This is a genomic window from Pseudomonas sp. (genome assembly GCF_050739935.1).
Taxonomy (GTDB): Bacteria; Pseudomonadota; Gammaproteobacteria; order Pseudomonadales; family Pseudomonadaceae; genus Aquipseudomonas.
This window is the reverse complement of the sequence record NZ_JBOICF010000043.1, coordinates 46,382-65,871: the sequence shown is the minus strand read 5'-3', so window position 1 is coordinate 65,871 and position 19,490 is coordinate 46,382. Positions and strand designations below refer to the sequence as shown.

Sequence of the window (19,490 nt, the reverse complement as noted above, 5' to 3'; positions counted from 1 at the left end):
GGGAGCGAATTTATTCGCGAGGGGCTGTTACATCCGACGCTGATGTGTCGGATGTTCCATCGTTGCGCGAATGAATTGGCTCCTACAGGGGTTATCGGTGTGTCAGAAACGCCGCATCAACCCGCGAACACTTCGTCCAGCAAGTTGTGCATCGCTGTAAACGCACGCTTGGACACCAGCGGGTTGTACATCTGCTTGCCCGGGTTGTTCGCATGCACGTCGGTGAATGAGTGGAACGCGCCGCCATAGCTCACCAGTTGCCAATCGACGTTAGCCGCATTCATTTCCGCTTCGAGCGCAGGCAATTGCTCTTTCGGCACCAATGGGTCAGATGCGCCGTGCAACACCAGCACCTTGCCTTTGATGTTCTTCGCGTCAGCCGGATTGGTGGTATCCAGCGTGCCATGGAACGAGACCGCTGCTTTGAGAGGCGCACCGGTGCGCGCCAGTTCCAGCGCACAGCAACCGCCGAAGCAGAAGCCGAACGCCGCAAGGCGGCCCGTATCCACGGTTGTGAAGGATTGCCCTGTCAACTGGTCCAAAGCAGCCTGCATGCGCTTGTTCAGCAAACTGCGATCGTTCTTCAAAGGCATCATCGCGGCAGCCGCTTCGTCGCCGTTGTTCGGGCGCACGTTTTGACCGTAAAGGTCAGCGAGCAGCACTACGTAGCCCTTGCTCGCCACTTGTTTGGCGATCTGCTCGGCGTCCTCGCTGATGCCCATCCAGTTCGGCGCCATCACCAGCCCCGGAGCGGCTTTGCCGCTCTCACTGAACACAAGGCGACTCTCATAGCTCTGGCCGTCGATCTGATACACCACGGACTGCACAGTAACGTTGCTCATTGCTGACTCCTGCTTTTGAGAATGTAGGGCGATGCAATGACAAAACCCGCCGAAGCGGGTTTTGCCGTCGATCCAATGTTAAACCGACAGTTCGACCAACAACTTGTTCAGACGGCGCACGTAAGCGGCCGGATCCTTCAAACTGTCGCCAGCCGCCAGGGCGGCCTGATCGAACAGGATGTGCGACAGCTCGCCGAAGCGGTCTTCACTTTGCTCGTTGTCCAGCTTGCCGATTAGCGGATGAGTCGGGTTGAATTCGAAGATAGGCTTGGAATCCGGAACCTTCTGACCGCTGGCTTCCAGAATCTGACGCATCTGCAGACCCAGATCCTGCTCACCAATAGCCAGAATCGCAGGCGAATCGGTCAGGCGGTGGGAAACCCGTACCTCGCTGACGGCATCGCCCAGCGCGACCTTCAGACGCTCGATCAGACCTTCTTTGTCCTTGGCGACTTCCTCCTGGGCTTTCTTGTCCTCATCGGAGTCCAGCTTGCCCAGATCCAGATCGCCACGAGCCACGTCGACGAAGCCTTTTCCGTCGAAGTCGCTCAGGTAACTCATCAGCCATTCGTCGATGCGGTCGGTCAGCAACAGCACTTCGATGCCTTTCTTGCGGAAGACTTCCAGGTGCGGGCTGTTCTTGACCTGCGCGTAGCTCTCGCCAGTGAGGTAATAAATCTTGTCCTGGCCTTCCTTGGCGCGAGCCAAGTAGTCGGCCAACGAAACGCTCTGCTCGCCGCTGTCATCGGACGTCGATGCGAAACGCAGCAGACCGGCGATCTTTTCCTTGTTGGCGAAGTCTTCGGCCGGGCCTTCTTTCATGACCTGACCGAAGTTTTTCCAGAACCCCTTGTATTCTTCCGGCTGGTTCTTCGCGAGTTTTTCCAGCATGTCCAGCACGCGCTTGGTCAGCGCCGATTTCATCGAGTCGATGATCGGGTCTTTCTGCAGGATCTCGCGAGAAACGTTCAGCGAAAGATCGTTGGAGTCCACCACACCCTTGATGAAACGCAGGTACAGCGGCAGGAACGACTCGGCCTGGTCCATGACGAACACGCGCTGCACGTACAGCTTCAGGCCACGGGGCGCTTCACGCTGATACAGGTCGAATGGCGCGCGGGCCGGCACGTAAAGCAGCGAGTTGTACTCCAGCTTGCCTTCGACCTTGTTGTGGCTCCAGCTCAGCGGGTTCTCGAAATCATGGGCGATGTGTTTGTAGAACTCCTGGTATTCCTCATCCTTGACCTCGGTGCGTGGACGGGTCCACAGGGCACTGGCGCGGTTGACGGTTTCCCACTCCTGCTCAGGCGCAGGCTCGCCTTCGACGACGTTCTGCTCTTTCGGCAGCTCGATCGGCAAAGCGATGTGATCGGAGTATTTCTTGATGATGTTGCGCAGGCGGTAGCCGTCGGCGAACTCGTTTTCTGCGCCTTTGAGGTGCAGGACGATACGTGTGCCGCGCTCGGCTTTGTCGATCGTCGCGACTTCGAAATTGCCCTCACCCTGAGAGGACCAATGCACACCTTCGCTGGCGGGGGTGCCTGCACGACGACTGTAGACATCGACCTTGTCGGCGACGATGAACGCGGAATAGAAGCCCACCCCGAACTGACCGATCAGGTGCGAATCCTTCTTCTGGTCACCGGTCAGATTCTTCATGAAGTCAGCGGTGCCGGACTTGGCGATGGTACCCAGATGGGTGATCACATCTTCACGGTTCATGCCGATGCCGTTGTCTTCGAGGGTGACGGTTTGCGCGTCCTTGTCGAAGCTCACACGGATTTTCAGCTCAGACCCGCCTTCCAGCAGTTCAGGCCTGGACAAGGCTTCGAAGCGCAGCTTGTCCACCGCGTCGGAAGCGTTGGAAATCAGCTCGCGGAGGAAAATCTCCTTGTTCGAATACAACGAATGGATCATGAGGTGCAGCAGTTGCTTCACCTCGGTCTGGAAGCCCAGGGTTTCCTTTTGAGTTTCCACACTCATGGTCATCAAACTCCAATCAGTCCACACAAATAGGGGTAGCCGCCCAAGGACCCCGTTAGTAGCAGGGTGCTGGGCGGCGGGTTGTCATCAAGGTGGGGGCTGGGTCGGGGATTTCAAGAGCCTGCGCAGGCGGCGTGTTCAATCTTCATGGCCAACACGCAGCTGTTCTCAACGGACAGCAGGCTGCGGCGGAAGCTAAAACGGTTAATCACTGAAAGAACTGCTCAGCATTACGAGCGTGAACCGCTTATTATTTATCCCGCGCAAATATGGAACTAACTTTATAAGGGCGCGTTCGAAGGCACGTAGATGTTCAATAAGGAGAAATACCCCATGCGTAAGACTTTAGCCATTGCCCTCATGCTTTCTGCCACCCTGGGTCTCGCTGCCTGCGATAAAAAATCCGAGGATAAACAGCAAGATGCCAACAAGGCTGCCGAGCAGTCTCAGGAGTCGATGCAAAAGGCTCAAGACAAAGTGAACGACGCCGCCAAGGAAAGTCAGGAGGCCGCTCAGAAGAATGCCGAGGCCGCTCAAGAGCGTGCCAAAGAGAATAACGAACAGGCCCCTGCGCCAACTAAGCCGTAAGTTCCAAAGTTTTCAAAAAATAGAGCCCGCATAAATGCGGGCTTTATTTTTTTGTCTAGTTAGAGCAGTACGGAGAGTGAAACCCGTACCGCCCTACCCTTCAAGCCAGCGCTTCGCTGCGCTTACCCAGCATCCGATCGACCACGAACGCACCGAACAGAGTGAGCAACGAAGGGATCAGCCAGGCCAGCCCTTGGTCGCTCAACGGCAGGTTAGCGAAGATTCGTGGCAAGTCCTCGGTCATTCCGGCTGCTTTTACGCCATCGATAATGCCAACCAGCAACGACATCAACATGACCGGCGCGACGATACGTCCCTGCACATGCCAGAAATCCTTGCAGAAGCTCAGCGCTACCAAGGCGATGCAAGGCGGGTAGATCGCGGTGAGCACCGGAATCGAAAAATGGATCAGGTTGGTGAGACCCAGATTGGATACCAGCAGGGAAAATGCTGCCAGCAGAATTACCAGGGCTTTGTAGGATAGCGGCAGCAAGCGGCTGAAATATTCAGCGCAGGCACAGGTCAGCCCCACAGCGGTGACCAGACAGGCCAGGGAAATCAGCACGGCGAGGAAGCCGCTGCCCAGCGAGCCGAAGGTATGTTGTACGTAGGCATGCAGTACCGCCGCGCCGTTGGTAGCAGTGGCCGCGACGGCATGACTGCCGGAACCCAGACGGAACAGACTGATGTATACCAGCGCCAGCCCGAGACCGGCGATCAGGCCGGCGATGATGGCGTAGCGGGTGATCAGCCGTGGCGACTCGACACCACGGGAACGGATCGCATTGACGATGACGATGCCGAACACCAGTGCGCCGAGGGTATCCATGGTCAGGTAGCCATTGATGAAACCCTGGGAAAACGGGGCGGCGACGTAGGCAGGCTGCGCCGTTCCAACATCACCGGCGGGCAAGGCGAATGCGGCGATGCCCAATACAGCCAGCGCAATGATTTTCAACGGCGCGAGGAACCGCCCTACCGTATCCAGCAGACGCCCCGGATACAGCGAGATCCAGAATACCAGCAGGAAATACACGAGGCTGTAAAGGAACAACGCCAGAGGGCTTTCACCGGTGAGCGGCGCGAGGCCGACTTCGAACGACACGGTGGCGGTACGCGGCGTCGCGAACAGCGGACCCACCGACAGATAGCACACTGCGGCGAGCACTGTCCCTGCGACCTTGCCGATGGGACTGCTTAGCGCATCCATGGCGCCGCCAACCTTGGCCAGCGCGATGACCGTCACCACGGGAAGACCTACCGCCGTTACGAGAAAGCCCAGCGCCGCCATCCACACGTGGGGTCCGGCCTGCAAGCCAACGATCGGGGGGAAGATGATATTACCGGCACCCACGAACAACGCGAATGTCATGAAACCCAGCGCCAGGATGTCCTGACCTTTCAACACTTTCATCAAAGAAACCACACTGCTGAATCGGAATTAAGAAGAGGATTTCCCGGAGGGTCGAGGGAAATGCTACCCGTTCTTTTAGAACAGGCCCGTTGGGCATGACGGCTCCTTATGGGGGCCGACCACGCAAAATGGCGGCTAGCCTACCCTATTTGCCGCCCCAATACAGGGCGGTGCGACCGATGAACGCACATTCAGGTCGCATTTCGGAAAAGTCCTACAACCGTGTGCCAAGCATAACTCCGACTTCGTTCGATGCGGTCCTACCGGCGCACCCGGCGTCTTCCGCGGGATTTTGCCGCGTATCGAAATAGAGCTAATAGGCACAATTCGCTCCCACAGCGGCTGGTGTGAGCTGCAAAAGACTGTGTCCGGCATAAAAGGGCTGAAAACACAAAAGCCACCCGAAGGTGGCTTTTGTCGATCAAGCAATGATCAGACGGCGATTAAGCCTTCTTCACTTCCCAACCAGTCAGCTCAGCCAGGGCTTTGCCGATGTCTGCCAGCGAACGCACGGTTTTCACGCCAGCGTCTTGCAGGGCAGCGAACTTCTCGTCCGCAGTACCTTTACCGCCAGAGATGATCGCGCCCGCATGGCCCATGCGCTTGCCCGGAGGAGCAGTCACACCCGCGATGTAGGAAACGACTGGCTTGGTCACGTTTGCTTTGATGTAGGCAGCCGCTTCTTCTTCAGCCGAACCGCCGATCTCACCGATCATGACGATCGCTTCGGTCTTCGGGTCTTCCTGGAACAGCTTCAGGATGTCGATGAAATTGGAGCCCGGGATCGGGTCGCCACCGATACCGACGCAGGTGGACTGACCGAAACCGGCGTCAGTGGTCTGCTTCACAGCTTCGTAAGTCAGGGTGCCGGAACGCGACACGATACCGACTTTGCCTGGCAAGTGAATGTGGCCTGGCATGATGCCGATCTTGCACTCGCCCGGAGTGATGACGCCTGGGCAGTTAGGACCGATCAGGACTACGCCCAGCTCGTCGCACTTGACCTTGGCATCCAGCATATCCAGGGTAGGAATGCCTTCGGTGATGCAGACGATCAGTTTGATGCCACCGAAAGCGGCTTCCAGGATCGAGTCTTTGCAGAAAGGAGCCGGAACGTAGATAACCGAAGCGGTAGCGCCGGTTTGCTTCACAGCTTCAGCAACAGTGTTGAACACTGGCAGGTTCAGGTGAGTGGTGCCACCTTTGCCTGGAGTCACGCCGCCAACCATTTTGGTGCCGTAGGCAATGGCTTGTTCGGAGTGGAAAGTACCTTGCGAGCCGGTGAAGCCCTGGCAGATAACTTTGGTGTCTTTATTGATCAGGACGCTCATTATTTGCCCTCCGCAGCTTTGACGACTTGTTGAGCAGCGTCGGTCAGGCTGGTAGCTGCGATGATGTTCAAGCCGCTTTTTGCCAGTACTTCAGCGCCCAGCTCGGCGTTGTTACCTTCAAGGCGAACAACGACCGGGATTTTCACGCCGACTTCTTTCACGGCGCCGATGATGCCTTCGGCGATCATGTCGCAGCGAACGATGCCGCCGAAGATGTTGACCAGTACTGCAGCGACGTTGGTGTCGGACAGAATGATCTTGAAGGCTTCGGTCACGCGCTCTTTGGTAGCGCCACCACCTACGTCGAGGAAGTTGGCTGGCTTACCGCCGTGCAGGTTAACGATGTCCATGGTACCCATGGCCAGGCCAGCACCGTTGACCATGCAGCCGATGTTGCCTTCCAGTGCCACGTAGTTCAGTTCGAACTTGGCAGCATGGGCTTCACGTGGGTCGTCTTGCGATGGGTCGTGGAACGCCTTCAGCTTTGGCTGACGGTACATGGCGTTGGCGTCGATGTTGATCTTGGCGTCCAGGCAGTGCAGATCGCCGTCAGCCTTGATCACCAGCGGGTTCACTTCCAGCAGAGCCAGGTCGTGGTCCTGGAACAGCTTGGCCAGACCGGTGAAGATCTTGGCGAACTGAGCAACCTGCTTGCCTTCCAGACCCAGCTGGAATGCCAGATCGCGACCTTGGAACGGCTGAGCGCCAACCAGTGGGTCGATAGTGGCTTTGAGAATCTTCTCAGGAGTGTCGTGAGCGATTTTCTCGATGTCCACGCCACCTTCGGTGGAAGCCATGAACACGATACGACGGCTCGAACGATCGACTACAGCGCCCAGGTACAGCTCTTTGGCGATGTCAGTGCAGGATTCAACCAGGATCTTGGTGACTGGCTGACCGTTGGCATCAGTCTGGTAAGTGACCAGACGCTTGCCCAACCACTGTTGGGCGAACGCAGCTGCGTCTTCCTTACTGCGAACCAGCTTGACGCCGCCCGCTTTACCGCGACCACCTGCGTGAACCTGGGCTTTGACGACCCACTCGGTTCCACCGATCTTGTCGCATGCTTCTGCTGCTGCTTCCGGGGTGTCTACTGCAAAGCCCTTGGATACTGGCAGGCCGTATTCAGCAAACAGCTGCTTACCCTGATACTCGTGAAGATTCATGCTTATTACCGTCTTCGTTAGGTACTGCGCATTCGGTGCTGCTCGTCTAGGCGTGCCGCACCACCTGTGACCGCTTCTCCCGGAAGATCCCGCGCCTGCACCTTGGTGCAGGTTCGAAATCCGCCGGGAGTTCGAGTCCAACGGACCTTCCGCGGCAGGCCTTGGGATCAAGGCGTGCGACGGGCGGTCCGTCGTGGTTTTTTCTTAGCGTTTTTTCTTGTTCTGAATGTGGATGGCACCGCCATTCACAGCCAGAGCAGCTTCGTGCAGGGCTTCGGACAGCGTCGGGTGGGAGAAGACCATCATGCCGATGTCTTCGGCACTGGTGCCGAACTCCATACCGATCGCGCCCTGCTGAACCAGTTCTGCCGCGCCCGGACCAATGACGTGTACACCCAGTACACGGTCGGTCTTGGCATCAGCGATGACCTTGACGAAACCGCCAGTGTCGTTGGCTGCCATTGCACGGCCACTGGCCGCGAACGGGAAGCTGCCGACGTTAACCTCTACGCCTTCGGCCTTCAAGGTCTGCTCGGTTTTACCAACCCACGCGATTTCCGGGTGAGTGTAGATAACCGATGGGATCAGGTCGTAGTTCATCTGGGTTTTGTGGCCCTTGATGCGCTCGACCACCATGATGCCTTCTTCCGAAGCTTTGTGTGCCAGCATCAGACCACGGACCACGTCGCCGATCGCGTAAACACCAGGAACGCTGGTCTCGCACTGATCGTTGACGAAGATGAAACCGCGCTCGTCGATATCGACACCGCTATCGGAAGCCAGCAGATCAGTGGTCACAGGACGACGGCCTACAGCAACGATCAGGCGGTCGAAAGTGATGTTCTGCTCGCCGTCTTTATCTGTGTAGTTGACGACAACTTCGTTGCCATTGACTTTCGAGCCGGTCACGCGAGCGCCCAGCTTGATGTCCAGACCCTGCTTGGTGAAGGTTTTCTGCGCTTCTTTGGAAACCGCTTCGTCAGCGGCTGGCAGGAACTTCTCCAGCGCTTCCAGAACAGTCACCTTGGAACCCAGACGCGACCATACCGAACCCAGTTCCAGACCGATGACGCCAGCACCGATAACGCCCAGACGCTCAGGCACGGTCTGGAATTCCAGGGCGCCGGTGGAGTCGACGATGACATTCTGGTCGACCGGAGCCGGTGGAATGTCGATCGGACGCGAACCGGAAGCCAGGATGATGTTGTCGGCTTCAATGACTTCGGTGGTGCCGTCAGGCTTGGTCAGTTCGACTTTCTTGCCAGCCAGCAGCTTGCCGTGACCTTGCAGGGAAGTAACACCGTTGGCTTTGAACAGACTGGCAACGCCGCCGGTCAGGCCTTTGACGATCTGCGACTTGCGGCCAACCATGGCGGCCACGTCCATCTTCACGTCGGAAACCGAGATACCGTGAGTCGTAAACTGGTTCTTGGCTTCGTAGAACTTCCAGGAGCTGTCGAGCAGCGCCTTGGACGGGATGCAGCCTACGTTCAGGCAGGTACCGCCGAGAGCCAGCTTGCCCTCTTTATCCTGATACTTCTCGATGCAGGCAGTCTTGAGACCAAGTTGCGCGGCCTTGATGGCGGCAACATAACCGCCCGGGCCTGCGCCAATCACTACCACGTCGAATTTCTGGGACATAAAAAGAGTTCCTCTTTAGCTGCGAGCTTCAAGCTGCAAGCTGCAAGCTGATCCGCGATGAACTGCAGATCGGGCTTGCGACTTATTCATTGGATGCGAACTACGGGCCTTAAGCTGCACGCCGGCCTGCTTCTATCTTGAAGCTTGCGGCATGCAGCTTGCGGCTGCCTCATCAGATATCCAGCAACAGACGAGCCGGATCTTCCAGCAGGTTCTTGATGGTTACCAGGAAGGTCACAGCTTCTTTACCATCGATCAAGCGGTGATCGTAGGACAGTGCCAGATACATCATCGGACGGATAACGACCTGACCGTTGATCGCCATCGGGCGCTGAACGATGTTGTGCATGCCCAGGATGGCCGCTTGTGGCGGGTTGACGATCGGGGTCGACATCATCGAGCCGAAAGTACCACCGTTGGTGATGGTGAAGGTACCACCGGTCATCTCGTCGATGGACAGTTTGCCGTCACGGGCTTTCTTGCCGAAGGTGGCGATGCCGCCTTCGATTTCAGCCAGGCTCATCTGCTCTGCGTTACGCAGAACCGGAACCACCAGACCACGGTCGCTGGATACCGCGACGCCTACGTCGGCATAGCCGTGGTAAACGATGTCGGAGCCATCGATCGAAGCGTTGACCGCAGGGAAGCGTTTCAGTGCTTCGGTGGCAGCCTTGACGAAGAACGACATGAAGCCCAGGCGTACGCCGTTGTGGGACTTCTCGAACAGATCCTTGTACTTCGAACGCAGAGCCATGACTTCGGTCATGTCGACTTCGTTGAAGGTGGTCAGCATGGCCATGGTCGATTGAGCTTCAACCAGACGCTCGGCAACCTTGGCACGCAGACGGGTCATTGGAACGCGCTTCTCGGTGCGGTCACCAGCAGCGAACACAGGAGCGGCAGCGGCCGGGGCAGCTGGCTTGGCGGCAGGCGCAGCGGCCGGAGCGGATTTCTTCGCTTCGATGGCAGCAACCACGTCTTCCTTGGTCACGCGACCGTCTTTGCCGGTGCCCTTGATGCTGGACAGGGCAATGCCGTTTTCTTCAGCCAGTTTGCGAGCAGCCGGAGCGCCGATGGCGTCTTCGTCGCCTGCAGCTGGAGCTGCGGCAGCCGGGGCAGCAGCAGGCGCAGCGGCGGCAGGAGCCGGTGCAGCAGCAGGAGCGGCCGATGCGGTACCGCCTGCATCCAGGGTTGCGATCAGTTCGTTGGACAGGACGGTGTCGCCCTCGCCCTTGACGATGGACGCCAAAACGCCGTCAGCTTCGGCCAGAACTTCGAGTACGACCTTGTCGGTTTCGATGTCGACCAGCAGCTCGTCACGCTTCACCGCCTCGCCCGGCTGTTTGTGCCATTTGGAAATGGTGCCGTCGGCAACGGATTCCGGGAAAGAGGGGGCTTTGATCTCAATAGCCATTGTCTGTAATTCCTTAATTCGGTTTCTAGTGCGCGAAGGCGTTAAACAGTGAACGCGTCTTTCAGCAGTTTTTCCTGCTGTTCGGCGTGCATCGAAGCGTAGCCACAAGCTGGAGCAGCGGAAGCATCACGACCGGCATACTCGAGAACGAGGTTGCGGTTGTGATTGCCGATGCTACGGCGCAAGTGATGCTGGCTGCTGTACCAGGCGCCCTGGTTCATCGGCTCTTCCTGACACCAGACCACATTGGTCAGGTTGGTGTAAGGCGCGATGGCCTCCATCAGGTCGTCTTCCGGGAACGGGTAGAGCTGCTCGATACGCACGATGGCAATATCTTCGCGGCCTTCGGCACGGCGTTTTTCCAGCAGGTCGTAGTAGACCTTGCCACTGCATAGCACCAGACGAGTCACCTTCGCCGGATCGAGCGTGTCGATTTCCGGAATGACAGTCTGGAACGAGCCTTCGGCCAGATCTTCCAGGGTCGAGATGGCCAGTTTGTGGCGCAGCAGCGACTTCGGCGTCAGCACAACCAGAGGTTTGCGCAGCGGACGAATCACCTGACGGCGCAACAGGTGGTAGATCTGAGCTGGCGTAGTCGGCACGCATACCTGAATGTTGTGCTCGGCGCACAACTGCAGGTAACGCTCCAGACGTGCCGAGGAATGCTCGGGGCCCTGGCCTTCGTAACCGTGTGGCAACAGCATGGTCAGACCGCACAGACGGCCCCATTTGTGCTCGCCGCTGGTGATGAACTGGTCGATCACGACCTGCGCACCGTTGGCGAAGTCACCGAATTGGGCTTCCCAGATCACCAGCGCATTTGGCGAAGTGGTCGAGTAGCCGTATTCAAACGCCAGTACCGCTTCTTCCGACAGGAACGAGTCGTACAGGTCAAAGCGAGGCTGACCGGCATACAGGTTCTGCAGAGGCACGTAGGTAGTCGCGTCTTTCTGGTTATGCAGAACAGCGTGGCGGTGCGAGAACGTACCGCGACCGACGTCTTGTCCTGTGATACGCACCGGGTGACCTTCGAACGCCAGCGTGGCATAAGCCATGGTTTCGGCGTAGCCCCAGTTGATCGGCAGGCCACCGGCTTGCATCTTCTGGCGGTCTTCGTAGATCTTCTGGACTTGACGCTGAACCACGAAGCCTTCCGGCAGCTCCATCAGCTTGGCCGACAGCTCCTGCAGGGTCTTGAGGTCGAAGCGGGTGTCATGGCGCGCAGTCCAGGCGTGGCCCAGGTATGGACGCCAGTCGACGAACAGTTCCTTGTTAGGCTCTTTTACCAGGCTCTTCACAACGTGCATGCCGTTATCCAGCGCGTTGCGGTACTCGTCGACCTTGGTCTGAGCCGCTTCGGCGCTGAGGATGCCACCGTTGGCCAGCGCTTCGGCATACAGCTCACGGGTGGTGCGCTGCTTGGCGATCTGCTGGTACATCAACGGCTGGGTGCCGCTCGGTTCGTCAGCTTCGTTGTGACCGCGACGACGGTAGCAGACCAGGTCGATCACCACGTCACGCTTGAACTGCATGCGGTAGTCGATGGCCAGCTGAGTCACGAACATGACGGCTTCAGGGTCATCGCCATTCACGTGGAGAATCGGCGCCTGGATCATCTTGGCAACGTCGGTCGCGTACTCGGTGGAGCGCGAGTCTTCCTGGTTGCTGATGGTGAAACCGACCTGGTTGTTGATTACGATGTGGATCGTGCCGCCAGTCTTGAAGCCGCGGGTCTGCGACATCTGGAAAGTTTCCAGAACCACGCCCTGACCTGCGAATGCAGCGTCACCGTGGATGGAAATGGGCAGCACTTTTTCGCCGGTGGTGTCGTTGCGGCGGTCCTGACGGGCGCGCACGGAACCTTCGACCACCGGAGACACGATCTCCAGGTGAGACGGGTTAAAGGCCATCGCCAGGTGAACTTCGCCACCAGTGGTCATCACGTTGGACGAGAAGCCCTGGTGGTATTTCACGTCACCGGAACCCAGTTCGACCTTCTTCTTGCCTTCGAACTCGTCGAACAGCTCGCGCGGATTCTTGCCGAAGGTGTTGACCAGCACGTTCAGACGGCCACGGTGGGCCATGCCGATGACGATTTCCTTGGTGCCGTAGGAACCGGAACGCTGGATCAGCTCGTCCAGCATCGGGATCAGGCTTTCGCCGCCTTCCAGACCGAAACGCTTGGTGCCCGGGTATTTGGTGCCCAGGTACTTTTCCAGTCCCTCAGCCGCGGTGACGCGCTCGAGCAGATGGCTCTGAATGTCGGCGGAGTAAGCTGGACGGCCGCGCACGCTTTCGAGGCGCTGCATGAACCAGTTGCGCTGATTAGAATCGACGATGTGCGTGAACTCGGCGCCGATGGTGCGGCAATATGTCTTCTGCAAGGCGTCGACGATTTCACGTAGGCTCGCCTCCTCCTTGCCGATGAACAGGTCGCCGGCACGGAAGGTGGTATCGAGGTCAGCGTCGGTCAGGCCGTAATGGTTGATCGACAGGTCAGCTGGCGCAGTACGCTTCCACAAACCCAGAGGATCGAGTTGCGCACCCTGATGGCCGCGCATACGGAATGCCTGGATCAGCCGCAGCACTTCGACTTGCTTCTTCTCGTGTTCGCTGCTCACGCTACCGGCGGAGACCGGCTGAGCGCGGCGCTGGTTTTTTCCCAGCAACACGAAATGATCGCGAACCGTAGAGTGCGATACATCGGTGGCAGTGCTGCCGTCAGCCGGCAACGTCTGAAAATAGGTGCGCCACTCTTCTGGCACAGCGTTAGGGTCGTGCAGGTAGAGCTCATAGAGCTCTTCCACATAGGCAGCGTTACCACCGGAAAGGTGGGCGCTGTTCCACATGCGCTGCATCACGCTTTCTTGCATGCTTGGTCACCCTCGGTTAGGGGACACCATCGGCGCCGACACCCAAGCAAATCTTGAAAAGTCCATGTGCAGCGACTGTATCAAGTCACCTGGAATCACGCAGATAGTCCGGGTACCAGCCCGGATGCCCCTGCTGGTCTCATTTCTTCAAAATAAGAGCCGCAGCCATATGACCGCTGCTCAGGTTAAAACTACGGCGCCGGTTGAAGCCTGCGCCGCAGCGTTTACGGGTACAACAGTTTCAAATACCGCTTTGCATCGATACCACAGGTGCAGCGAACATCAGATACCGTTGGTGAGAAGCATGTTGCGAACGTGACCGATAGCCTTGGTTGGATTCAGGCCTTTCGGACAGACGCTCACGCAGTTCATGATCCCGCGGCAACGGAACACGCTGAACGGATCGTCCAGCGATGCCAGGCGCTCCTGAGTCTTGGTGTCACGGCTGTCAGCCAGGAAACGGTAGGCTTGCAGCAGTGCAGCTGGACCCAGGAACTTGTCAGGGTTCCACCAGAACGAAGGGCAGCTCGTGGAGCAGCAAGCGCACAGGATGCACTCGTACAGACCGTCCAGCTTCTCGCGCTCTTCAGGCGACTGCAGACGTTCGATCGCCGGAGCCGGCGTATCGTTCTGCAGGAATGGCTTCACCTTCTCGTATTGCTTGTAGAAGATGCTCATATCGACGACCAGGTCACGAATCACTGGCAAACCAGGGAGCGGACGCACCACCAGCTTGTCGTTCTTGACCACGGCGGACAGCGGCGTGATGCACGCCAGGCCATTCTTGCCGTTGATGTTCATGCCGTCGGAACCGCAAACGCCTTCGCGGCAGGAACGACGATACGAGAAGCCTTCGTCCTGCTCTTTGATCAGCGCCAGCACGTCCAACACCATCAGGTCCTTGCCGCCGGTATCGACGTCGAACACCTGGGTCTTGGGCGCAGAGTCGGTATCGGGGTTGTAACGATAAACTTCGACTTTCAACATAGCGGCCACCCTTAGTAAGTCCGAATTTTCGGTTCAAACGCCGGTACGGTCTTCGGCGCAAAGTTGACTGCACGTTTGGCGACCCGCTTCTCACCCGGGAAGTACAGGGTGTGGCACAGCCAGTTTTCATCGTCGCGATCTTCGAAGTCTTCACGGGCGTGAGCGCCGCGGGACTCTTTACGCACTTCCGCAGCAACTGCAGTGGCTTCAGCGACTTCCAGCAGGTTCTGCAGCTCCAGCGCTTCGATACGCGCGGTGTTGAAGCCTTGGGACTTGTCGTTGATCTTGACGTTGGCGATACGAACGCGCAGGTCGGCCAGTTGCTCGATGCCTTTCTGCATGTATTCGCCGGTACGGAACACACCGAAGTAGTTCTGCATGCAGTTTTGCAGCTCACGGCGCAGGGTAGCGACGTCTTCGCCATCGGTACGTTCGTTGAGGCTGTTGAGACGGCTCAGCGCGACGTCGATGTCGGTGTTGCTGGCTTCGGCGTATTCAATCCCGTCGGTCAGCGCTTTTTCCAGGTGCAGGCCGGCAGCACGACCGAATACCACCAGGTCGAGCAGCGAGTTACCGCCCAGGCGGTTGGCACCGTGAACCGATACGCACGCCACTTCACCTACAGCGAACAGGCCAGGAATGACCTGATCGTTGCCTTCGGCGTCCTGAGTCATCGCCTGACCATGAATGTTGGTGGCGACGCCGCCCATCATGTAATGGCAGGTTGGAACGACCGGAACCGGCGCGACGACCGGGTCGACGTGAGCGAAGGTCTTGGACAGCTCACAGATACCTGGCAGGCGGCTGTGCAGCACTTCTTCACCCAAGTGGTCGAGTTTCAACATCACGTGGTCGCCGTTAGGACCGCAACCATTGCCCGCGATGATTTCCTTGACCATCGAGCGAGCCACAACGTCACGACCTGCAAGGTCCTTGGCATTGGGCGCATAACGCTCCATGAAACGCTCGCCGTGCTTGTTGATCAGGTAACCACCTTCACCGCGGCAACCTTCTGTGACCAGTACACCTGCGCCGGCGATGCCGGTTGGGTGGAACTGCCACATTTCGATGTCCTGGACCGGAACACCTGCACGCAACGCCATGCCAATACCGTCACCGGTGTTGATCAGGGCATTGGTGGTGGATGCATAGATACGGCCTGCGCCACCGGTAGCCAGTACAGTCGCCTTGGCGCGGATGTACATGGTTTCGCCGGTTTCGATGCAGATCGCGATCACGCCCACGAACGCGCCGTCCTGGTTCTTCACCAGATCAACGGCGTAGTACTCGTTCAGGAAGGTAGTACCCGCTTTCAGGTTGCCCTGATACAGCGTATGCAGCAGTGCGTGACCGGTACGGTCGGACGCTGCGCAGGTACGGGCAGCCTGACCACCCTTGCCGAAGTCCTTGGACTGACCGCCGAAAGGACGCTGATAGATACGGCCGGTTTCGGTACGCGAGAACGGCAGGCCCATGTGGTCCAGTTCGAAGACCGCAGCCGGGCCTTCCTGACACATGTACTCGATAGCGTCCTGGTCACCGATGTAGTCGGAACCCTTGACGGTATCGTACATGTGCCAGCGCCAATCATCGTTCGGGTCGGCCGAAGCGATGGCGCAAGTGATGCCGCCCTGTGCGGACACGGTGTGCGAGCGGGTCGGGAAGACCTTGGTGACTACAGCGGTCTTGTGGCCGCCCTGAGCCAGCTGCAACGCCGCACGCATGCCTGCACCGCCGCCACCAATGATGATGGCGTCGAATGAGAGTGTATTAATGTTAGCCATGAATCAGATACCCCAAAGAATCTGCACACCCCAGACGAAGTACGCGAACATCGCAATGCCGCACACCGCCTGGAAAAGGAAACGCACAGCCAGTGCGGACTTGCCGAAACTCATGGGAGTCAGGTAGTCGGTCGCAATGGTCCACATGCCGACCCAGGCGTGAGCCGCCAGGGCAACTAGGGCCAACAGACTGAAGATGCGCATTCCGTTATGGGAGAACAGAGCGTGCCACGTGGCGTAGTCGATGCCAGGGTGCGCGATCAGGTATCCGATCAGGAAAATGAAATAAGCCGCGAGCACTACAGCGGAGACGCGTTGCGCCATCCAGTCGTAGAGGCCCGAACGAGACAGGTTCGTAACGCTGGTTACCATATCCAAACTCCCGCCAGAACGATCAGCACCAGGGAAATGGCGATGACGATTTTCGAGCCCAGCTTTCCGCCTTCCAGCGTCTCACCGACACCCGTATCCATGATCAGGTGACGAATACCGGCTACCAGGTGATACAACAGGGAAGACAGAAGCCCCCACGCGATGAACTTGGCCAGAGGACTGGTCAAGGATGCCTTCACGTCGGCGAAACCTTCCTCGGAACCCAGCGACTTGCTCAATGCGTAAAGCATGATGGCAAGGCCGACGAAGAGAATGATGCCGGAGACGCGATGAAGGATCGACGTTATCGCAGTGATGGGGAGTTTGATGGTCCTTAGGTCTAGATTTACAGGTCGTTGGCTTTTCACGGCTTTTTTTCACACTGAAGAGCCCCTAACAATCAGGGCAAGTTGTTGGGAAGTGCACTGGTCAGGTACCCACTACCCAGGAAGTGACGACCCCCAGAAAAACGGGCCTGCAAGCCCCTGGCGGTCGGGTGCCGAGTATAGACAGTTAGCCAACTAATGACAACGCACAGACCCGCCCCTAATGGCGGATTGCTTTAGCGGAATAAAAGGCGTAAATGGCAGGGAATTTCGAGGAAAACCTTGGGTTAAGGCCTTCTCCCACAACACTTTCGGCAAATTGACTTTAGAATTTATCTCACTATAGTGATGCGGGCCCTGCGTGGGGGGCCTGTCTGATGATTTGAAGCATAAATAGGAGGCCACATGGCTGACAAAAAAGCGCAGTTGATCATCGAGGGCGCAGCCCCCGTCGAGCTGCCCATTCTGACCGGCACCGTTGGTCCCGATGTAATCGACGTACGCGGCCTGACCGCCACCGGACGCTTCACATTCGACCCAGGCTTCATGTCGACCGCTTCATGCGAATCCCAGATCACCTACATCGACGGTGATAACGGCATTCTGCTGCACCGCGGCTACCCGATCGAGCAACTGGCCGAGCAATCGGATTACCTGGAAACCTGCTACCTGCTGCTCAACGGCGAACTGCCAACCGCCGAGCAGAAAGCCCAATTCGTCGTCACCGTGAAGAATCACACCATGGTGCATGAGCAGCTGAAGACGTTCTTCAACGGCTTCCGTCGCGACGCTCACCCGATGGCCGTCATGTGCGGCGTCGTCGGCGCCTTATCGGCGTTCTACCACGACTCGCTGGACATCAATAACCCGCAGCATCGCGAAATCTCCGCGATCCGCCTGGTCGCCAAGATGCCGACCCTGGCCGCGATGGTTTACAAATACTCCATGGGCCAACCCATGATGTATCCGCGCAACGACCTGAGCTACGCGGAAAACTTCCTGCATATGATGTTCAACACGCCGTGCGAGATCAAACCGATCAGCCCGACGCTGGCCAAGGCGATGGACCGGATTTTCATCCTCCACGCCGACCACGAACAGAACGCATCGACTTCCACCGTGCGCATGGCGGGCTCTTCGGGTGCCAACCCGTTCGCCTGTATCGCCGCCGGTATCGCTGCACTGTGGGGCCCTGCCCACGGCGGCGCCAACGAAGCCGTATTGACCATGCTCGATGAAATCGGCGATGTCTCGAACATCGACAAATTCATCGCCAAGGCCAAGGACAAGAACGATCCATTCAAGCTGATGGGCTTCGGTCACCGCGTTTACAAGAACCGTGACCCACGCGCAACCGTGATGAAGCAGACCTGCGATGAAGTCCTGCGCGAGCTGGGCGTCACCAACGATCCACAGTTGGAGCTGGCGATGCGCCTGGAAGAAATCGCGCTGACCGACCCGTACTTCATCGAGCGCTCTCTGTACCCGAACGTTGACTTCTACTCGGGCATCATCCTCAAAGCGATCGGCATTCCAACCAGCATGTTCACCGTGATCTTTGCGTTGGCGCGTACCGTCGGCTGGATTTCGCACTGGAAAGAAATGCTCTCCAGCCCATACAAGATCGGCCGTCCTCGCCAGCTGTACACTGGTGAAGTTTCTCGCGACATCGTTCCACTTGCTGAACGCAAGTAAGCAGTAAGCGTCACTGAAAACAAAAAGGCTGCCAGTGGCAGCCTTTTTTAATTCTCGCAAAAACTGTATCGGTCAGCCTGTCACTTCGCTGCCCGCTCCCGCAGCGCTTTCAACGTATTGAAAGGAGCGTCCACGACAAACTTGTTGGCTACCCAGGATGGCACGCTGCCGCCCGGCTCGGTGTGAACCTGATAAGTCACTTCGGTCTCGTTCGGCCCTTTTGGAACGAGCTTCCAGAAGCCTTCGACCTGAGCCACGCGCACGAAGTCTTTTTCTTCCGGAATGTACTTGGGGTCACCCCGTAGGTTGCGCGTCAGGCTGCCATCCGCTCCTTCGACCGTGGTGATCTGCAGAACCGAATCCCGCGGCGTTACCGGCCAAGGCGTGTTGAACTGGGTGTAGGTCCACGTCTTGTTGCCTTCGTGCTTAAGGATCTTCTGCGACTTGCATTCATGAACCCAGGCGCAGGCTCCCGCGACATCCTCTTGCAATCCCCTGAGCTTGGCGACACTGGCCTTGATCGTCGTCACCCCCTGATAGGCCTGATACTTCGAGCCCGTGACATCACTGAGGAAAACCTTGATCCCGTCTTCGTCCTTGGCCACCTTCCAATCATCGGCCTGAACGGCGCCGACGACCAGTACAGTCATGCCAATGCCAAATGCAATCCGGTACAGCGAACCCATATCTTATTCCTTATTGTCTGTAGTTCCGATGCAGATCAAATGTCGCAGTGCTGCAATTAGGCCCTCCCCACTAAGCAACGGAGGTGACCTGCTCCCACCAGCCAATCAGACGGACCGCCTCCTCGGAGCTGCTACCACAGACTTCGGGATCGGCAGAGAAATGGCTGCATACCGCCGGCCGATTGGGCTGACCAAAAATCTTGCACAGCATGTCGACAGAAAGCTGGATGCAGCGCTCTCCGGCGGCCTTGCCCTGCGGCATGCCAGGAATCGGCGAAGAAATCGACGGCGCGATGCAACAGGCGCCGCAGCCCGGACGGCATTCCATGGAACATCCTCACAGGAGACGATGGGAGATGAGCGGATGTTACCCGCTTAAACGTATGTT

Annotated in this window: 16 protein-coding genes; 2 read left to right on the top strand and 14 right to left on the bottom strand. The window is 57.9% G+C overall.

What is annotated here, in order from left to right:
* Positions 1-116: 116 nt before the first annotated feature.
* Together ACRER8_RS07560 and htpG are read right to left on the bottom strand one after the other, a co-directional pair.
* Positions 117-842 carry a dienelactone hydrolase family protein gene (locus ACRER8_RS07560; protein ID WP_431745718.1) on the bottom strand — a complete coding sequence of 242 codons (726 nt, stop codon included), beginning with the start codon at positions 840-842 and terminating at the stop codon, positions 117-119.
* Positions 843-920: 78 nt separating this feature from the next.
* On the bottom strand, positions 921-2,825 hold the full coding sequence (htpG, locus tag ACRER8_RS07555; protein ID WP_431745717.1) for a molecular chaperone HtpG: 1,905 nt from the start codon (positions 2,823-2,825) through the stop codon (positions 921-923).
* A 333-nt stretch (positions 2,826-3,158) separates the two neighbouring features.
* Between htpG and ACRER8_RS07550 the strand changes: the two genes are divergently transcribed.
* Positions 3,159-3,413, top strand: coding sequence for a hypothetical protein (locus tag ACRER8_RS07550; RefSeq protein WP_431745716.1), 255 nt, complete (start codon positions 3,159-3,161; stop codon positions 3,411-3,413).
* A 100-nt stretch (positions 3,414-3,513) separates the two neighbouring features.
* On the opposite strand, the gene brnQ is transcribed toward ACRER8_RS07550, so the two are convergent.
* The 10 genes from brnQ to sdhC form a co-directional block, all read right to left on the bottom strand.
* Positions 3,514-4,827: a branched-chain amino acid transport system II carrier protein gene (gene brnQ, locus ACRER8_RS07545; RefSeq protein ID WP_431745715.1), complete on the bottom strand. Its 1,314-nt coding sequence runs from the start codon at positions 4,825-4,827 to the stop codon at positions 3,514-3,516.
* A gap of 443 nt (positions 4,828-5,270) precedes the next feature.
* Positions 5,271-6,158 carry a succinate--CoA ligase subunit alpha gene (gene sucD, locus ACRER8_RS07540; RefSeq protein WP_431745714.1) on the bottom strand — a complete coding sequence of 296 codons (888 nt, stop codon included), beginning with the start codon at positions 6,156-6,158 and terminating at the stop codon, positions 5,271-5,273.
* Positions 6,158-7,324 carry an ADP-forming succinate--CoA ligase subunit beta gene (gene sucC, locus ACRER8_RS07535; protein ID WP_431745713.1) on the bottom strand — a complete coding sequence of 389 codons (1,167 nt, stop codon included), beginning with the start codon at positions 7,322-7,324 and terminating at the stop codon, positions 6,158-6,160. Before sucC ends, sucD begins: the two co-directional genes overlap by 1 nt.
* Before the next feature lie 204 nt (positions 7,325-7,528).
* Positions 7,529-8,965, bottom strand: coding sequence for a dihydrolipoyl dehydrogenase (lpdA, locus tag ACRER8_RS07530; protein ID WP_081567123.1), 1,437 nt, complete (start codon positions 8,963-8,965; stop codon positions 7,529-7,531).
* 172 nt (positions 8,966-9,137) lie between these two features.
* Positions 9,138-10,379: a 2-oxoglutarate dehydrogenase complex dihydrolipoyllysine-residue succinyltransferase gene (odhB, locus tag ACRER8_RS07525; protein WP_431745712.1), complete on the bottom strand. Its 1,242-nt coding sequence runs from the start codon at positions 10,377-10,379 to the stop codon at positions 9,138-9,140.
* A 41-nt stretch (positions 10,380-10,420) separates the two neighbouring features.
* Entirely contained in the window at positions 10,421-13,252 is a 2,832-nt protein-coding gene (locus ACRER8_RS07520; protein ID WP_431745711.1) for a 2-oxoglutarate dehydrogenase E1 component, read from the bottom strand.
* Positions 13,253-13,534: 282 nt separating this feature from the next.
* On the bottom strand, positions 13,535-14,239 hold the full coding sequence (locus tag ACRER8_RS07515) for a succinate dehydrogenase iron-sulfur subunit (protein ID WP_431745710.1): 705 nt from the start codon (positions 14,237-14,239) through the stop codon (positions 13,535-13,537).
* 11 nt (positions 14,240-14,250) lie between these two features.
* On the bottom strand, positions 14,251-16,023 hold the full coding sequence (sdhA, locus tag ACRER8_RS07510; protein ID WP_431745709.1) for a succinate dehydrogenase flavoprotein subunit: 1,773 nt from the start codon (positions 16,021-16,023) through the stop codon (positions 14,251-14,253).
* 3 nt (positions 16,024-16,026) lie between these two features.
* Complete coding sequence (sdhD, locus tag ACRER8_RS07505; protein WP_431745708.1) at positions 16,027-16,395, bottom strand: succinate dehydrogenase, hydrophobic membrane anchor protein; 369 nt, start codon at positions 16,393-16,395, stop codon at positions 16,027-16,029.
* Positions 16,389-16,763, bottom strand: coding sequence for a succinate dehydrogenase, cytochrome b556 subunit (sdhC, locus tag ACRER8_RS07500; RefSeq protein WP_431745707.1), 375 nt, complete (start codon positions 16,761-16,763; stop codon positions 16,389-16,391). The genes sdhD and sdhC overlap by 7 nt, the downstream gene beginning before the upstream one ends.
* A gap of 363 nt (positions 16,764-17,126) precedes the next feature.
* Here sdhC and gltA point away from each other — a divergent pair, with 363 nt between their 5' ends.
* Complete coding sequence (gene gltA, locus ACRER8_RS07495; RefSeq protein ID WP_431745706.1) at positions 17,127-18,416, top strand: citrate synthase; 1,290 nt, start codon at positions 17,127-17,129, stop codon at positions 18,414-18,416.
* Between the two features lie 80 nt (positions 18,417-18,496).
* Here the strand turns inward: gltA and ACRER8_RS07490 are convergent, their stop codons facing one another.
* Both ACRER8_RS07490 and ACRER8_RS07485 read right to left on the bottom strand, forming a co-directional pair.
* Positions 18,497-19,102 (bottom strand): START domain-containing protein, encoded by a 606-nt coding sequence (locus ACRER8_RS07490; RefSeq protein ID WP_431745705.1) that lies wholly within the window; start codon positions 19,100-19,102, stop codon positions 18,497-18,499.
* 70 nt (positions 19,103-19,172) lie between these two features.
* Complete coding sequence (locus ACRER8_RS07485) at positions 19,173-19,430, bottom strand: YkgJ family cysteine cluster protein (protein ID WP_431745704.1); 258 nt, start codon at positions 19,428-19,430, stop codon at positions 19,173-19,175.
* Positions 19,431-19,490: the final 60 nt, after the last annotated feature.

What these genes read in the sequence shown, in the direction of transcription:
- ACRER8_RS07550 (WP_431745716.1), top strand. Translation starts at nt 3,159, where the DNA reads ATGCGTAAGACTTTAGCCATTGCCCTCATGCTTTCTGCCACCCTGGGT.
- brnQ (WP_431745715.1), bottom strand. Translation starts at nt 4,827, where the DNA reads ATGAAAGTGTTGAAAGGTCAGGACATCCTGGCGCTGGGTTTCATGACA.
- lpdA (WP_081567123.1), bottom strand. Translation starts at nt 8,965, where the DNA reads ATGTCCCAGAAATTCGACGTGGTAGTGATTGGCGCAGGCCCGGGCGGT.
- sucD (WP_431745714.1), bottom strand. Translation starts at nt 6,158, where the DNA reads ATGAGCGTCCTGATCAATAAAGACACCAAAGTTATCTGCCAGGGCTTC.
- gltA (WP_431745706.1), top strand. Translation starts at nt 17,127, where the DNA reads ATGGCTGACAAAAAAGCGCAGTTGATCATCGAGGGCGCAGCCCCCGTC.
- odhB (WP_431745712.1), bottom strand. Translation starts at nt 10,379, where the DNA reads ATGGCTATTGAGATCAAAGCCCCCTCTTTCCCGGAATCCGTTGCCGAC.
- ACRER8_RS07490 (WP_431745705.1), bottom strand. Translation starts at nt 19,102, where the DNA reads ATGGGTTCGCTGTACCGGATTGCATTTGGCATTGGCATGACTGTACTG.
- ACRER8_RS07520 (WP_431745711.1), bottom strand. Translation starts at nt 13,252, where the DNA reads ATGCAAGAAAGCGTGATGCAGCGCATGTGGAACAGCGCCCACCTTTCC.
- htpG (WP_431745717.1), bottom strand. Translation starts at nt 2,825, where the DNA reads ATGAGTGTGGAAACTCAAAAGGAAACCCTGGGCTTCCAGACCGAGGTG.
- sucC (WP_431745713.1), bottom strand. Translation starts at nt 7,324, where the DNA reads ATGAATCTTCACGAGTATCAGGGTAAGCAGCTGTTTGCTGAATACGGC.
- ACRER8_RS07515 (WP_431745710.1), bottom strand. Translation starts at nt 14,239, where the DNA reads ATGTTGAAAGTCGAAGTTTATCGTTACAACCCCGATACCGACTCTGCG.
- ACRER8_RS07485 (WP_431745704.1), bottom strand. Translation starts at nt 19,430, where the DNA reads ATGGAATGCCGTCCGGGCTGCGGCGCCTGTTGCATCGCGCCGTCGATT.
- sdhD (WP_431745708.1), bottom strand. Translation starts at nt 16,395, where the DNA reads ATGGTAACCAGCGTTACGAACCTGTCTCGTTCGGGCCTCTACGACTGG.
- ACRER8_RS07560 (WP_431745718.1), bottom strand. Translation starts at nt 842, where the DNA reads ATGAGCAACGTTACTGTGCAGTCCGTGGTGTATCAGATCGACGGCCAG.
- sdhA (WP_431745709.1), bottom strand. Translation starts at nt 16,023, where the DNA reads ATGGCTAACATTAATACACTCTCATTCGACGCCATCATCATTGGTGGC.